General features: G+C 36.5%; 5 protein-coding genes. All 5 read left to right on the top strand.

The features are described from left to right. Positions 1 to 2 precede the first annotated feature (2 nt). Genes KQI83_RS06905 through KQI83_RS06885 form a run of 5 tightly spaced genes read left to right on the top strand, consistent with a single transcriptional unit; the run spans position 3 to position 18,069 of the window. Complete coding sequence (locus KQI83_RS06905; protein WP_216555923.1) at positions 3 to 1,250, top strand: glycosyltransferase; 1,248 nt, start codon at positions 3 to 5, stop codon at positions 1,248 to 1,250. Beyond that, positions 1,192 to 6,666, top strand: coding sequence for a non-ribosomal peptide synthetase (locus KQI83_RS06900; RefSeq protein ID WP_216555920.1), 5,475 nt, complete (start codon positions 1,192 to 1,194; stop codon positions 6,664 to 6,666). Before KQI83_RS06905 ends, KQI83_RS06900 begins: the two co-directional genes overlap by 59 nt. A 20-nt stretch (positions 6,667 to 6,686) precedes the next feature. After that, positions 6,687 to 7,748, top strand: coding sequence for a saccharopine dehydrogenase NADP-binding domain-containing protein (locus KQI83_RS06895; protein ID WP_216555917.1), 1,062 nt, complete (start codon positions 6,687 to 6,689; stop codon positions 7,746 to 7,748). Positions 7,749 to 7,762: 14 nt separating this feature from the next. Continuing rightward, positions 7,763 to 9,367, top strand: coding sequence for an AMP-binding protein (locus KQI83_RS06890; RefSeq protein ID WP_216555914.1), 1,605 nt, complete (start codon positions 7,763 to 7,765; stop codon positions 9,365 to 9,367). 2 nt (positions 9,368 to 9,369) lie between these two features. Beyond that, entirely contained in the window at positions 9,370 to 18,069 is an 8,700-nt protein-coding gene (locus tag KQI83_RS06885; protein ID WP_216555911.1) for a non-ribosomal peptide synthetase, read from the top strand.

Here is an 18,069-nt window from a genome sequence, read left to right as displayed (position 1 = left end):
AAATGAAAATAGTTGCATTTGTGGTTGGCTCGGATGGCGATGTATTCCCCTTTATTGCGCTGGGAAAGGAAATGCAAAAACGAGGCCATATTTTTCAAATTGTTGCGTTTGAATGTTATAGGGAACGAATCGAGAAGCAGGGAATAGTTTATGGAAAATTGCATGGAAACCCGGAAGAAATGATGCAGAAAATGTTATCAGACCAAGAGAAAGGACCGGGAGTTTTGAATGCGATCAAAGAATTGCTTGGAAAATATCCGGAACTATATGAGGATTTTAAAGAACCGTGTCAGTGGGCAGATGTAATCATGTATATGCAGTTCGGTGGATTGGCTTATCATTTTGCAGAAAAACTAAATAAGCCGTGTGTAAGAACATTTGCTCTGCCGTATGATCCTACCAAGTTATATTCGCCACTATTTCCGTTTATAAAACGCAATTCCATCAGATGTAAATACAGTTATGTAATGAGTGATGTCATGATGAATTGGGCATCACTTGCTCTGGTAAATAACTGGAGAAAGAGAATGAAATTAAGAAAATGGCATCTGTTTAGATTTTATAAAAAGATGAATGGAAAACCTATATTAACGTTATATCAATATAGTAATGCTTTGTTTCCGAGAGATAAAACCTGGAAGAAACATATATATGTTACGGGTGAATGGAATATGGAGCAAGAAGATGAGAAAGAGGAACAAATCGATAATAAATTAAAAGAATTTATTATGAGTGGGGAACCACCGTTGTATATCGGATTTGGAAGCATGATTTCTGAACGGGTTCATGAACTTCAGAATAAATTTTTAGAGGCACTTGAAATAACAGGGCAAAGAGCTGTATTTGTATCAGCCTGGACGAAGTTTGATAGAAAAAAGTCCCTGCCTAATGTTTTTTATACAGAGTTTGTGCCGTTTACATGGTTGTTTCATCATGTAAGTGCAGTAATTCATCATGGTGGGGCAGGAACTTTAAGCCTTGCTGTCAGAGCTGGAAAACCTAATCTTATACTAGCCTTTGGAGGAGATCAGTATTTTAGAGGAATGCAGGCGTACGAGGCTGGAGTGGCACCCAAACCAATATACCTTCCAGAAGAAGAAATCACGGTAGATGACTTAGTAAGACAGCTGAGGGAAATAGAGAAAGAAAAGTATAAGGTTGCAGCAGTAAAAGTAGCGGAACAGATGGAAAATGAGCATGGTTGCAGTAGAGCATGCGATATTATTGAAGAATATTTTGGAGCGAAATAATATAATGGAAAATATAGATTATAAAAAAATTATCAGACGTTTTTCTGATGCAGGAATCAGATTATGGGTTGATGGAGAAAAATTAAAATTTTCAGCATCTAAAACAGAAAATGGCACAGGTGGAATGGATGAGGAAAAATTAGCTTTTTTGAAGGCACATAAAAATGAAATAATAGTGGAATTGAAAAAAGATGAGAATCGTTTTCTTTTGACAGATATTCAGTCAGCATACCTTTTGGGGAGAATGGATACTTTTGATTATGGTGGAGTATCCTGTAAAATTTATCTTGAAATAGATTATGAGGAACTGGATAAGGAACGTTGTCAATGGGCTTGGAATAAACTGGTGGAAAGACATGAAATGCTTAGAGCAATCATCTGCGATGACGGTTATCAGGTGATTCCAACAGATACTTCGGAGATAGAAGTTAAATATTATGATTTTACATCAGATATAGAGGGGCTTGCAAAGCTGAGAGAAGAAATGGGTGATAAGGTGTTTCCGATAGGTGGTTGGCCTTATTTTGAAATAGCGTTGTCCAAGCAGAAAGAAAAAACTGTTATGCATATATCCTTTGATTTTCTTATTGCGGATTGGAATAGTATATGGATTCTGATACGCGAATTTGAAGAGTTCTATTTTAATGGTGAAACAAAAAAGAAAGTACCATTAAGTTTTCAGGATTATCTAAGTCTGGAAAATGAGATGATTTCTAAGCCGGAAGGTCTTAGAGATAAGGAATATTGGAAAAAGAGGATAGAAAATCTTCCGCCTAGACCAATGTTACCGGTAAAAGATAAAAGTTGTATTGAAAGTGGATTTGACAGACTTATTTTTGAGTTGCCAAAGAATAAATGGGATAAATTTTGCGAATATGTAAATGCAACTGGTTGCACACCAACAGCAGCAGTTATGACCTGCTATGCATTGTGTCTTGGAAATTGGAGCCAGATAAAGGAGTTTTGTATAAATCTTACCTTGCTTAATAGATTACCTTTAAGTCCGGATGTGTATAGCATAGTGGGTGATTTTACATCGGTTAGTTTACTTGAAGTGAATTTACAAGAAAAAGAAAGCTTTGCAAAATTAACAAAAAGAATCCAATCTCAGATGATGATGGATTTAGACCACAGATTGTTTTCGGGTGTAAAAACAATGCGTGAATACAGTATTGTTCACGGAAAAGACGCATCACTGTTCCCGTATGTGTTTACAGGTTCTATCGGTTTAGTTAATACTGGAAATTTCAAGGGAAAGATATCTGGGTACGGGAAAAGCTCAACTCCACAAGTGTTTATTGATTGCCAGGCAATGGATGGACCGGACGGACTAAGAATTAATTGGGATGTCAGAAGGGGAGTGTTTGATTCCCAATTGCTGGAGTCTATGTTTGAATGTTTCAAAAATCTCCTTGAAAAATTAGCTGATGATAGCCGGATGTGGGAAAAAGAAGAACTTATTCTTGTGCCGTCCAGCCAGCTTGAAGTAAGAAATAAGGTAAATGCAACAGAAAAAATTTTTAATAAGAAAACGTTGTTTGAAATGGTATGGGATGCTATGAATCGAGAGGGCACAAAAGTTGCCGTAATAGATCAAAATGAGAGTATTACATATGGAGAGCTTAAAAACAGAGTGTGTAAGATAGCAGGAAATCTAAAAAGCATGGGCATCAAAAACCAAGATACCGTAGGGGTGTTGGTAGATAAGCAGGTAAATCAGATTTCAGCGGTATTGGCAGTTTTGGCATTAGGGGGAATCTATGTGCCAATTGACAGAGAGCAGCCATATCAGAGAATAAAGGGAATTGTTGATAAAGCAGAGATTAAAGTGTGTATATGCAATGAAAATAAGATTATGGATATGGGAGAGGGGTGTAAGTGTATCCCGGTTTCAGAACTGCTTGAAAGCGGAGAAAATAATTGGGATATTCAAGCATATCAAGGAAAAGGACAAGACATTGCATATATAATTTTTACATCTGGTTCCACTGGAATTCCCAAAGGTGTTCAAATAAGTAATCATGCAGCAGCAAATACAATTTTGGATGTAAATGATAGGTTCAATGTAGGAAAAACAGATAAGGTGCTTGCGCTGTCGAAATTGAATTTTGATTTATCGGTATATGATATATTTGGAATTTTATCTGTTGGTGGTACACTTGTGTTTCCTGATGAAGAACAGTATCTGGTTCCTTCGCATTGGCAAAAACTAATTTTGAAGCATGGAATTACCGTGTGGAATACAGTTCCGGCATTTATGTCAATGCTTATGGAGTATTGTGAAAGTACGGAAGAGGTGCTGCCTATAAAACTTGTACTGATGAGCGGCGATTGGATTCCGGTAACACTTCCGCAGCAGATTAGAAATCATACACAAAATCCATTGATAGTATCACTTGGAGGAGCTACAGAGGCATCCATATGGTCCAATTATTATATTTGTAAACCGGAGGAAAACTTTGAAGTAAGTATTCCATATGGCTATCCATTATCAAATCAGGGATTCTATATAGCAGATAAGTGGCTTAAACCCGTACCGGATTATGTGCCAGGTGAGTTGTGCATATATGGCGCAGGTTTAGCCGAAGGATATTTAAAAGATGATGAACAGAATGAAAGTCATTTTGTTTATAGTGAATATTTAGGAAGGAATATATATAGAACCGGAGATTATGGGTATTACAGAAAAGATGGTGTAATGATTTTTCTTGGAAGACGTGATGCACAGGTAAAAATACGAGGACATAGAATCGAACTTGGCGAAATAGAAAAGGCCTTGATGAAAGCAGATGCGGTCGAGGAGGCGTGTGCTGTTGTAGTGGAACGAGCAGGAAACAGCAAGGAAATCTTGGCGATTGTAACTTCTAAGACATTAAAAATAAAAGATAAGAGTTATCGGTTAATAGAGGATGCCATTACAAAACAAGTGGTGCAATATGATGACAATACAAATCACAACTGGACTATATGCAGGGATAGAGCAGCACTTGCGGCTATGTTTATGGCGTTAAAAGAAGTTGGAATACTCGGAGAGGGAAAAAAGATAAACATTGCAGAAGCATGCAATGTTTTGCAGGTAAAAGAACAGTATAGATGGCTGTTAAAATATTGGATTATGGCACTTTACAAAGCAAAAATACTGGATAAAGAAGGGGATTTATACAGTATTAGTGTAGGTGGGGAGAATTTAGATTTAGGAAAACTGTTAGAAGAATTGAAAATTTCAGGAAAGCAGTCAGAAAGTGCATTTGGTCAGTATATTGTGACTGCATTTGAAAATGCCGGGGCAGTGCTTAAGGGAACGGTTAATCCTGTTGAACTTTTATATCCACAGGGAAGCACGAAGGTTCTTGAAAGTTTGTATGTGCAGAATAATACAGCAAAAATATTTAATGAGATGGTTGCAACAGCATGTATAACTCTTGCAAAGAATAAAAAGAAGACTTTTAGAATATTGGAAATCGGTGGTGGTAGTGCAGCTACCAGCAGATGTGTGCTGAGTGCGTTAAAGAAAAATGACATAGCATATGAATATTATTTTAGTGATGTAGCGGAAAGTTTTATGGCTGAGGCGAAAGGACATCTTAAGGATTACCCAAATGTGCATTTTCAGTGTTTTGATATGGATAGGGATTATAGAGAACAGGGGATAAAACCGTCTTATTTTGATGTTGTAATTGCAACAGGAGTTATAGAAAATGCAAAAGATATAAAATATACGCTTAATCTCATTAAGGAAGTATTAGTTTCAGGAGGATATTTACTTGCAACAGAGCCGGTGAAAGAAGAAAATTGGATTCTTGCAGCACAGGCATTTATGATGACGAAACCATGCGACGAACTTAGAAAAGATATGCTTTACCTTGATGAAGATGCCTGGAGAGAGTTGCTTACAAATGAAATGTCTGGAGATTTGGCAGAATATCCGCCGCGGGGAGAAACATGTGGAAATTTGAAACTATGGATAAAACAAATGTCTTCAGAATTTGAATATGTTGATGAGGAAGAACTGATGAGAATTACAGAAACATATCTTCCTGAATATATGATTCCGGGGCAGATTCAGGTTGTTTCACATTTTCCATTAACAGGGAACGGAAAGATTGACAGAAAAACCATGAAAAACTGGTATGTAGAAAGAACTGATGAGGAGCAGCGTGATGATATAGAGGAGAGTGATTTGGATGAATTTGAAAATCAAGTTGCATCCATTATTGCTGGTGCCTTAGGAATCGAACATATTCAAGTAGATAGAGATTTATATGAATATGGGATAGATTCACTTGTACAGGCACAGGTAGCGGGTAAACTTAAAACATATGCAGATGAAAGATTTAAAACAGATGCAGTGACCTTTGACAGGATTTTGAGGATTATGCTTAACGGCACCAGTACGCGAGAGTTAGCCACATTTATAAAAGAAAGTTGTGCCATTGCTGAGTCTGTAAGTTCAAATGAAAAGGAAGAAAGTATTGGTGAAACAAGTAGGGAATCAGAACTTGGAGAATTTACCATGTTACAAGAAGGCGATGGAACATTGCTTGTGCTATTACCACCGGCGCTTGGAACACTAAGCGGTATATCAGAACTCATAGAGGCAATTAAGGGAAAAGCGGATCAACCAGTTGCGGCTTTGACCATAAAAAATGCAGATTGTTACACAAATATACAATCAGATGATGTTATTGGAAAGGTGGCAGATTGTTACACAGAGCTGCTTAAACAGACAGGAAGGCAGGAATTTAGATTAATTGGCTACTGTATGGGTGGATTTCTGGCACTGGAAATTGCAAGAAGACTACAGGAAGAAGATATTGCGGTAGAAAAACTTATTATGATTGACAGTACCCCGATTCTTGAAGAAATAGAGGACGATGTGTTGATAGAATTCTTATTTTTAAATGGATTTTATATGGCACCGGGAAAAATATTTAATGAAGTATCAGATGAGGAAATCGTTTCTGCAATTGAGTACATATTCAAGGCTAATAACAGAGTTGTATCTCAAGATAGCTACCGATTACTTGAAGGAAAGAAGGAGTATGAACGAGTATTTAAACTCTGGAAAAAACTTAAAACAATGAAGCAGGAAGAAAGATTTGAAATATATACAAGAGCCATAGCTGGAGATACAAAGGAAAAAGCAACGTTGGAGATGATAACGGAACAGTATGAAGTATACGCTCAGAGTTTTAAAGCGTCAAAACTGGAAACAGAAAATTATTTTGGCGATATGCTTTTCCTGAAGGCAACAGAAGAACAGCCATATGTATTTCTTGATAGAGAGGCAGCGGTAAGCTTTTGGAAAGAGGTTTGTATCGGCGATGTAGAAGTTGAGTGTATTCCGGGAAATCATGATTCATGTATAGAAGGTAAAAATGCAGAAAGTATTGCAAAAATTTTATTACAACAATGATATTTGGGAAAGGATATTTTATGAAAATTGGAGTTTTGGGTGCAACAGGACACGTTGGAAAAGGTGCCCTTCGGGTATTAGATAAAACAGATCATAAGATTAGTGCATATTATCATTCTCCGCAAAAGGCAGAAGTAATGAAAGCTGAATTCTCCGATAAAGTGATATTTAAACACATTGATATATATGATGAAGAATTGCTTAACGCAGCATGCGGTGAATGTGACATGATTATAAATTGTACTGGACCATCAGGAAAAATTATGAATCGAATAGCTGTTTTGTGTATGAAAGAAAATAAGATTTATATTGATGTTTCAGGAGGAAAAAAGCTGAAACAGATGATGGAAACAGAGTTTAGTTTCGGAAAAAATGGGACATGTGTACTTGGTGCTGGAATATATCCTGGGTTAACAGAAATTTTGGCAGGATATATTGTGCAAAAAAATCCCCAATTGCAGGAACTGAAATTATATTTTTATGGAAATAGTCCTTTATCTGAAATTGCGGCATATGACATTGTAGCCGGAATGGAAGAATCTAATGGAGGAATGAGTTATGTACGAAATGGAAAAATTACAAAATTGGCAGGCGGTGGAACAAATGAAGGAAATAAAATAGCACCATTTGACAAGCTTATTACAATGCCGGTTTTGAGTGATGAATTTTATTCATTGGTGTGCAAAAAGAAAATACCGAAGGCTTATTTTTATCATAGTTTTCAGAATGATAAAGCACTTATGGATTTTATTATGATTAAGGCGATGGAACAATATAAAACAGAAGAGCAAAAAAAGGCATCAGCAACTAAGATACAACAGTTATTTTTTTGTAAGGATAGACCCAAGGAAGTATGCATAATTGTTGAATATAAAATAGATGATTCCATTCATTATTTTAAATTAGAAAGTGAAGAGGACTGGAGCCTGATAACGGGCTATGTGGCTGGATTGACGGCTGTATTTTTGGCAGGAGCTGAAAATATTCATAACGGGGTTAATTATGTAGCAGAGGTTGTAGAACCGGAAGAAATAATAAAGAGCATTAATAAAATATGTCAGACAAATATGGATGAATGGTAAGGGATGATGAGAATATGAAGGAAACGATTAGGAAAGATGTTGAGAATTATATTGAAAAAGGATTTTTGTTAAACCAGACATTTGGAGATGCTTTGTATGAGATTTGTCGAAAAAAAGGAACGGATATTGCGCTCATAGATGAAAAAAAGAGAATGAGCTATATGGAACTTCTCAGAGAAAGCAACAGGATAGCGGCTTTGATGTATGAGCAAGGGTTGAGAAAAGGAGATAATGTATTGTTGCATATGCCTAATAGTGTGGAATATGTAACAGTACTTTTTGCGCTGCTTACATTGGGAGCGCGCCCGGCATTGATGCTACCAGACCATAGTGAGACAGAACTACTTGCAATTGGAAGAGTTTTAGAACCTAAGGCGATTATTACGGTCAAAGAAGAAATGGGAGTTGAATATGGACAGCAAGCAAAAAGAGTAACAGAAGAGCTCAAAAGTGTAGAGAAGATATTCCTGGATAAAGAGGTGGATTATGCGGTATCGATTTATCAAAAAAGTACACTTGCGATGTTACCTTTTTCAGCAGAAAAGCCACAGCCTTATGATATAGCGCTTTTCCTTCTGTCAGGCGGTACGACAGGAATCCCAAAGATTATTCCAAGACTTCATGCCGCATATATTACAAATGCGGTATTAAGCGCAAAACGTTGTTGTGTTACAGAAGAAAGTATTTATCTTGCTGTATTATCAACTTCTCATGACTATCCACTTTGTGCACCGGGAATATTTGGAACATTATTTGCAGGTGGAAAATGTATTCTTGCTAAAACAGCAAGTCCAGAGGAAGCATTTGAATGGATAAGAAAAGAGAAAGCTACATTTACGCAGATAGTACCGGTAATCGCCGGACTTTGGGTAGAAGCAGCAACACAAGAGAAAGATACATCAAGTCTTAAACTTAAGCATATAGAAGTTGGAGCTGCAAAACTGGAGTGGGAGATAGCAGAAAAATTGGAAAATACATTTTCATGCAAAATTTTTCAAGGATATGGTTTGGGCGAAGGTATTACATGTTTTACAGCAATTGATGATTCAGATGAAATTACAAGAAGAACGCAGGGAAAACCAATTTCACAGGCAGATAGAATACGAATAGTGGATGCTAATGGCAATGATGTTAAGCAGGGAGAAGCAGGTGAACTTTGGGAGACGGGACCATATACTTTTTATGGTTATTACAAATCCCCGGAAAGAAATGAAGGTTTGTTTAGTGAAGATGGATACTTAAAAACCGGTGACAAGGCAATGCTTACACCAGAAGGAAATATAGTGATTTTAGGTCGTGTAAGAGAGCAGATTAATCGGGCAGGGGAAAATATTATTCCGGAAGAAATCGAAAGTTTCATTAGACAATGGGAGTATGTTAAGGAGGTTGCCGTCATTGGTATTCCGGATGAACAACTGGGAGAAGCGGTATGTGCGGTAGTAATTGGCGAAGGTGAAGAGAAGAAACTGGAAAATCTTTGCGAATTTCTTGCAACATTAAAGATAGCACGTTATAAATATCCGGACCGTCTGATATATGTGGATAAAATACCATATGTAAATGTTGGAAAGGTAGATAAAAAGAAACTGAAGAAAATGATACTTGGAGAAGAAAAATAGCTATGGAAAAGATAAATAATCAAGAGATAGAAGTTTGTATAAAATCGGTATTGAATTTCGACGGAAATATTGAAAAAAATAAAAATTTACTTGAACTTGGGCTTTCTTCCATTCAGATTATGAATTTGACAAGCCAGTTTAGAAAAAAAGGATATGGGTGTACTTTTGCAAAACTTATATCGCATCCCACGATTGAACAGTGGGAAAAAATACTTTCAGAGAAATCGGATGTACAAAAGAATAATATAACGGTAGATTCTAATGAAGAAGATATGTATAAGCCATTTCCACTTACAGAGGTTCAGTATGCGTACTGGATTGGAAGAAAGGAAGGACAGACTATAGGGCGTGTAGGGTGTCATGGATATCTTGAAATTGATGGGGAAAATGTTGACCCAAGAAGACTTGAATACGCATGGGATATGCTTCAGGTGCATCATCCGATGTTAAGAGTGGCTTATACAAAAGATGGATTTCAAAAAATTTTAAAAAAACCATATAAAAATGGAATTACAGTATATGATTATCGAGAAAAAGATGCAACCGAACATCTTAAAAATATGAGGGAGAAACTTTCCCATAGGCTCATGGATATAGATCATGGACAAGTGGCAGAGTTACAGATTACATTGCTTCCGGATGGAAAAACCAAAATTCATTTTGATATTGATTTACTTATATGTGATGTGAAGAGTTTTCAGATAATTTTAAGAGATTTGGGGCATACCTATGTAACTGGTGAGCTTCCGCCAGCACCGGCAGAATGGAATTTTGCAGAATATATTTATAGAGATGAGCAAAGAAAGCTTATAAATAGCAGTGAGGCTGAAAAATATTGGAAAAAAAGACTTGAAACGCTACCGGGGAATCCGGAAATTCCAATGAGGCAGGCATCTAATAATGTAAAACCCCTATTTCATAGGCGTAAAGCAGTTCTTAGTATAGAAAAGTGGAAGAGATTTAAGAAGATAGCAACAAGTCATGGAATTACACCGGCTATGGCACTTCTTACGCTGTATGGAAGTGTGATTGCAAGATGGAGTCAGAATCAGGATTTCCTTATGAATATCCCGTTATTTAACAGAAATGAAGAAGAAGAGGGTATAGAAAATGTTGTAGCGGACTTTACAACACTTCTTTTATTAGAGATGAATTTGGCTGAGAAGAGAAGTTTTATAAAAAGTGCAAAGAAGGTTCAAAACCAGTTTCATCAGGACATGGAATATATAGATTATTCGGGAATTAAGTTAGAAAGGGATTATAAAAAACTTCATCCGGAAACGGAAATGGTTGCGCCTATTGTTTTTTCCTGTAACCTGGGGATTCCCCTGTTTAATCATGAATTCGAAGAATATCTTGGACATATGTCATATATGATATCACAAACACCACAAGTATGGTTGGATTTTCAGCTATTTGATGTAAATGAAGGCATGATGATGATTTGGGATAGTGTGGATGAGGTGTTCCCGGAGCATTTACTGGATGATATGTTTGAGGCATATACAGATAGTCTTGAAAAACTTGCAACAAATGAAGAATTATGGGAAATGGAGAATGTTATTTCCATTGATAGACAAATTCAAATAAGAAAAAGCTTTGAAGTCACAAGAAATGATATTCCGGATGGACCGATATACGGTAAATTTTTTGATATTGCAAAAAGTGACGGACAAAGAATTGCTGTTGTAGATGAAAAGCTGGGAAACATTACCTATGAAAAACTTGCTTATATGGCGAAGAGTGTTGTTGCATATCTTAGAACGCAATCAGTAAAAAAGGGTGATAGTGTAGGAATCGCGTGTTGCAGAGGTGTCGGTCAGATCGCGGCAATGTTAGGTGTGCTGGCAAGTGGTGGAAAATATGTAATAGTTGGAAATACACAGCCACTGAATAGAAAAAAAGTAATCTGTGATAAAGCATCAATTCAATTGGTCATTACGGATGAGGAAAATAAATGGGAAGAGATACCGCAAGTTACAGTTGCTCAGATGCAGGAAATCGTTGATATAGACCCGGTTGCAAAGGTAGAGCTCATTGAGGGACATGAATCTGCATATGTTATTTTTACATCAGGAACAACAGGTGAGCCGAAAGGGGTTGAAATCACACATCATGCGGCTGTGAATACCATATATAGCTTGAATCAGATGTATTCAATAGGGGAAAATGACAGTGTTTTGGCAGTATCAAATACGGATTTTGACTTATCGGTGTATGATGTATTTGGCATGCTGTCTGTAGGTGGAAAGATTGTTTTGTTGACAGACAATGACAGGAAAAATGCATTAAGGTGGTGTGAACTTGTAAAAGAGCAAGGGGTTACAGTGTGGAACTCAGTTCCTGTACTTTTAGATATGCTTACCTTGGAAGCAAAGGCAAATGGATATACATTTGAAAGCCTCAGATATGCTATGCAAAGCGGTGACTGGATTGGAATGGATCTTCCGAAAAGACTCAACGAGGTTGCACCCAATGCAAGATTTATTGCCATGGGAGGAGCTACAGAAGCAGCTATCTGGTCAAATTATCAAGAGGTATTACTTCCAATTGAAAAAAGTTGGAAAACGATTCCGTATGGGCATCCATTACCAAATCAGAAATATCGAGTTGTAAATGCAATGATGTATGATTGTCCTGATCTTGTAGCAGGTGAATTATGGATTGGTGGAGAAGGAGTGGCAGTTGGCTATATCAGTGAACCGGATCTTACAGATCAAAAATTCACAATTCAAAATGGAGAGAGATGGTATAAGACAGGAGATTACGGTAGATTTTGGAAGGATGGAACAATAGAATTTCTTGGGCGAAGAGATTATCAGGTTAAAATTCGTGGACACAGAATTGAACTTGAAGAGATAGAAAATAATATAAAAAATCATAATTGTGTGGAACAGGCAATAGTTATGCCAATTGAAAATGAGCAGGGGCATAAGTATTTGTCTGGTTTTGTTGTACCAAAATCTATCAATAATGAAAGCGTGGACGAAGTAATCAATGAAAAAGCAGAACAATTAAAAAGTGTTATGGATTCCATGAAAGAGGAACTTGCACCGGTTTCAAATGCAGATGAAATTAAAGAAAACCTAGATGATTGTGCAATACAAATGATGGCATATTTATGCGAAGAAATAAGAAAATCAGGTAAACCGGTAGTAGAAGAATATAAAAATCTTTATGAAATCTGGCTAGACAAAACAGCATCTATAAAAACAAATAATAATAGTGAGGTTACGTCTGAAATAGCGAAGGAGCTAAGGCTATTTGAAGATAATGCAATACCGATGCTTACAGGGAAAATTGAACCATATGAGTTTATGGAATCAAATAATTTTTACAGTATGGATGAGTTTGCAGATAAAACATCTGGTGCCGCTGAAAAAAATACCCTTCTTTATAGATTGGCTTCCATATTAGCAAGAGGGAAAAAAGAAATTCGTATCTGGGAAATAGGAGCTGGTAAGGCAGAATACACAAAAGAATTGTTGGATAGTCTTAAAGGAATTAAGACAGAGTACATTATATCTGATAGTGCAGAGTCTCATCTTAGTAGAGCAAGAGAGGTACTGTTAAGTTATGATGTTAATTTTGCGGTTATGAATTTATCAGAGAGTGAATATGTGATTAAATCTCAAGCAGAGAAATTTGATGTAATAATAGCAGGTGATTCACTACATCGAGAAAAGAATATATCAATGGCATTACGAAGAATAAGAGAATCTCTGAAAGATACAGGAGTACTTCTGGTTGGTGAAAAAACGCAAAAGGAAAATATAGCATATGTTACAGCCGGACTTTTGGCAAAGAAGGATGGAGGAAATATAACACTTTACAGTAATAGTGAATGGGAAAAATTATTTGAACAGGAAAAATTTGCGTGTATAGTTGCAGATTGCGATATACACACAAAACTGGGACAATTTAACCAAAATGTATTTATAGGGATAACGAAGGAAAAAAGAGCAATTATTGACAAGGAGGAACTGACAGAATATCTCGAAACAGTGGTTCCTGAATATATGGTACCTTCTATTATGTTATTCCTTGAGGAGATACCTATTACAGGAAATGGAAAAATAGACAGGCGAACACTTCAGGGGCTGTTGGCTAATGAAAAGATTGAAAGTAAGAAAACAAAACCGGAAGGAGAACTCGCTCTTCAGGTGGCAGAAATTTGGAAGAGGATACTTCATACAGATGAAATTTATCTGGAGGATGACTTTTATCTTTTGGGAGGAGATTCACTTCTTGCAACTCAGATGACAATTGGAATTAAAAAAGAATTGCATATGGAATTAGCACTTGAGGATATTTTCCAAAATCCGGTATTTGATGATTTTCTTAATTTAATTTTGGAAAAAAGAGAAGATATTGTAGATGTGGAAACGGATGAATTACCTGCCATAGTGTTTGAGCCGGAAAACATATATAAGCCGTTCCCTATGACAGATATACAGCAATCCTATTGGATAGGGCGAAGTGGAGCTTATGAACTGGGGGATGTGGGTGTACACTGCTATTTTGAGATGGACTGTGAACACCTTGATGTTGAGGAGTTAGAAAAAGCATGGAATAAGCTCATAGTGCGACATGATATGATGCGGGCTGTTATGCAAACCGATGGAAAGAATCAGATTATTTTGGAAAAGGTTCCATATTATCATATTGATGAGGAAACATTTGGCAAAGAGGAATCAGATAAACTTATAGGGGTAAGAAAGAAAATGGCAAATCATGTATTTCAGGTGACAGAATGGCCAATGTTTGAAGTAAGAGCTTCCCATATAGGTAATCAGAAGACAAGATTGCACCTGAGTTTTGATAATATTGTATTTGATGGATTCAGTATTTTTAGATTATTTAATGAGTGGAAAGTCATATATAACCAAGAAGAATATTTACTTCCAGAGATAAGGGGAAGTTTTAGAGATTATTGTATGGCACAGGAAAAACTGAAAGATACACAGTTGTATGAAAAACAATTGAATTATTGGAAAGAAAGAGTTGAAACCATGCCACCGGCACCACAACTTCCACTTGTAGATGCAGATGAAGTAGAGAATCAGCAATTTACAAGATTTGAATGGCATCTTTCACGCGAGGAAAGAGAGAAAATAAAAAAAATCACAGAGAAGTATCATCTGACAAGTACAATAGTATTCCTTACCGCATATGCACAGGTATTAGGCCGTTACAGTAAGAGTCAGCATTTTACATTGAATCTTACAAGATTTCAAAAGTTAGCGTTGTATGAAGGAGTAGAAGAGTTAATAGGAGATTTTACAACGCTTACCCTTCTGGAAATTGATTTAAGACAGGGAGTAAATTTTCTAGAGAGATGTAGAAATGTGCAAAAACAGCTTTTAGAAGATATGAAGAATACACTTGTGAGTGGAGTTGTAGTTGAAAGAGAGTGGCAGAAGGCTCAGAGTAACCAGGGAGTATCCATGCCAGTAGTATTTACAAGTGGATTTGGTGTTAATTCAAAGGGTAACGCGGCAAATGAAGCGTTAGGAGATATTGTATATGGAGAATCCCAGACATCACAGGTATGGATTGATCATCAGATATCTGAACAGAATGGACAGTTATTTTTGTCATGGGATGCGGTTTGCGGATTGTTCCCAGACCACTTTGTTGAAAAGATGTTTCATAGCTACCAGGAACTTATCAGAGCACTTATGCTTCAGGAAAACTGGGAAAGCACAAAGAGTTTAATAAACTTAAAAGATGTAGAAAAAATACAGAAAAACACATGGGAATATGCACAAGTATCAGGTGAAACGTTAGTATCATTATATGAAAAAAGCGTAAACAGATATGGAGACAGAATAGCGATTGAAAGTGCACATGAAAAGGTAACATATTCACAATTGGATCACAGGGTAAACTTAGTGGCAGCTAGTCTTATTAATGAAGGGATAAAACCGGGGGATGTTGTTGGAATTCTTTTGGAAAAAGGAATTAATCAGGTGTATGCAGCAATGGCAATACTTAAAGCGGGCGCAGTATATCTGCCGATTGATATTCATAATCCACGGAATCGAATTGAGAGCATATTGCGCCAGTCACAGGCAAAACTAATGATAACGGAAAGTAATTGTAGTGAAGAATTAAAAGAAAGTTTTGCAGATTGGAATCCGTGTTGTATGGATGATTTGCTTCCAAGAAGAAAAGGTGATATTTACAATTATCCGATGGTAATAGATAGTGACATAGCATATATTATTTTTACATCAGGATCTACGGGAGCACCCAAAGGAGTAGTAATTAATCATAGGGGAGCAGTAAATACGATTCTTGATGTAAATAAACGTTTTAACGTAACAAAGGAAGACGGAACAATATTTATTTCTAATCTGAATTTTGATTTGTCAGTATATGACATATTTGGAATGTTATGTGTAGGTGGAAAGATTGTTGTTCCGGATGCAGATAAAGTAAAAGAACCAGCACATTGGATAGAGTTGCTTATAGAACATGGAGTCACTGTGTGGAATTCGGTTCCGGCATTTTTAACAATGTTGACTGATTATCAGGATGATAGAAAAGAACAGTTAGAAAATAGCCTTCGTCTTATTATGATGAGCGGGGACTGGATTCCGGTATCCCTGCCGGATAGGCTAAAAAATATATTTCATAATGTAAAGGTTGTATCACTTGGTGGAGCAACAGAGTGCTCTATTTGGTCTAATTATTATGTAGTTGAAGGTGAAGTACCACAAAACTGGAAATCAATTCCATATGGAAAACCTCTTACAAATCAAAGATTCTTTATATTAAATGAAATGGGCGAGGATTGCCCGATATGGGTTCCGGGAGAATTATATATTGCAGGTGAAGGTGTCGCAAAAGGTTACTGTCGAGATGAGGAAAAAACGAAAGCTGCATTTATTTCTATAGAGGGTGATGTAAATAGCAGGATGTATAGAACCGGTGATTTAGGAAGGTTTATGGCGGATGGAAATATTGAATTTCTTGGACGTGAGGATAACCAGATTAAGAAGAATGGTCATAGAATCGAGTGTGGTGAAATAGAAAGTCAGATTCGTGGAATTAATGGTGTGGAGAATGCCGTGGTAACAGCAACCAGGGAACAGCAGGTAATGATTACCGCACATCTTACATTGACAGATGATAGTGAGTTTTATAGATATGAGGAAGAAACAGATATATATGAAACAGAGACGTTTTTTGAAAAATGTGAGGGATTACAGAGGTATTTATCAGATGAAAAGTTACTCCAGTTTATGAATGCAGTTAATTTAGTTGCATTGGAATCTATGCTAAAGGATTTGATTACGCTCAATGGAAAAATTATGACTGAAAATCTCATAAATGAAATAGGTACAGAACGATATGGAGAAATAGGAAAGGCTGTTTTAAGTTTATATGTAGATATGCTTCAGGAGTCAGAAATATGGGCAGATGGAGAAAAATTAGATGAGGCTTTGATAGAAGTTGATAAACAATGGAGAAGTAACCCGAAAGTTGATGTTTTAATAGAGCTCTGGGAAAAGTTAGAGCAGAGTAGATCCCTGAGACTTATGATGCTTGAAGGAAAGAAGAGTGCAAAGGAAGTTATGGTAGAGGATACAGATATATTTCCTATGCCTGCCATTTTAGCAAAATATGATTTGGCAAAAGAAAAGTCCGATGACAGTTTAAGATGTTTGCTTGAAACATATGGCATTGCTTATGGTTCTAAAAAGGTAGAGGTTTTGGAAGTTGGATCAAGAGCAGCGGATGATACGAAAATACTAATCGATATTTGGGGGGATAGAGGCGCAGTAACATATGGTGATGAATCTTCGTACTACATAGATATTAAAAAGGAACAGTTTTACGATCAGATTGAATATATGCAAATGAATCTTGAGGACGAACCGTCGTTTATAAAAGAACACAGGAAGTTTGATTTGATTGTAGCAGATAATACGCTACATAGAATGAAAGATTTGAACAGAGCAGTTAAAAATCTGAAAGATAGACTTAAGGCGGGTGGTACGTTAATTTTGATAGAAAATTTACAGAATGTACCTTTAATGATGCTTACAACTGCGTATCTGGAAGAGGGATATCAATATTTAGAGGATGAACGCAGAGAAAGACATTTGCCAATGCTAGATAGAAATCAATGGATTAAAATCATGAAGGCGCAGCAGCTTGAACCTAGATTGGAAAATGTAATTGCAACAGAAAATCCGTGCAGTGGAAAACAGATAATGGTATTCCAAAAGGATGTTGTTGATGAGAAGGTACAGTATGAGTTACTTAGGGAGCAAATAAAGGAAAAGGTAGCAGAATATATGATGCCGGATAATATTTTAGTATATGAAAGATTTCCTTTATCAGCCAATGGAAAAGTGGATAGAAAGGTTTTGGTTAAGGTATCAGAGGATTTAGGTGAAGTTATTAAAAAGCAGGTAAAAGCAGCATCCACAGAACTTGAAAAACGACTGCTCGATGTGTGGACAAAAACAATGCATACAAAGGAGGCAAGCGTAGATGACAACTTCTTTACCAGTGGAGGGGATTCGCTTAAGGCAATTATATTTATTAATGCATTAAAAGAGCAGGAACAGTTGGAAGTATCATTACAAGAACTTTTTGAAAATCCGTCAGTTGAGCAGTTAGCCCAACTTATAGAAAACAGGGTGCAGACAGAAATAGTTGTAGATACAGAAGAAGGAGAACTGTAG

The sequence above is a fragment of the Roseburia sp. MSJ-14 genome, assembly GCF_018918225.1.
In the GTDB taxonomy this organism is placed as follows: Bacteria; Bacillota; Clostridia; order Lachnospirales; family Lachnospiraceae; genus Petralouisia.
Note: the sequence above shows the minus strand (reverse complement) of the source record. Positions and strands in the feature narration are given on the sequence as shown.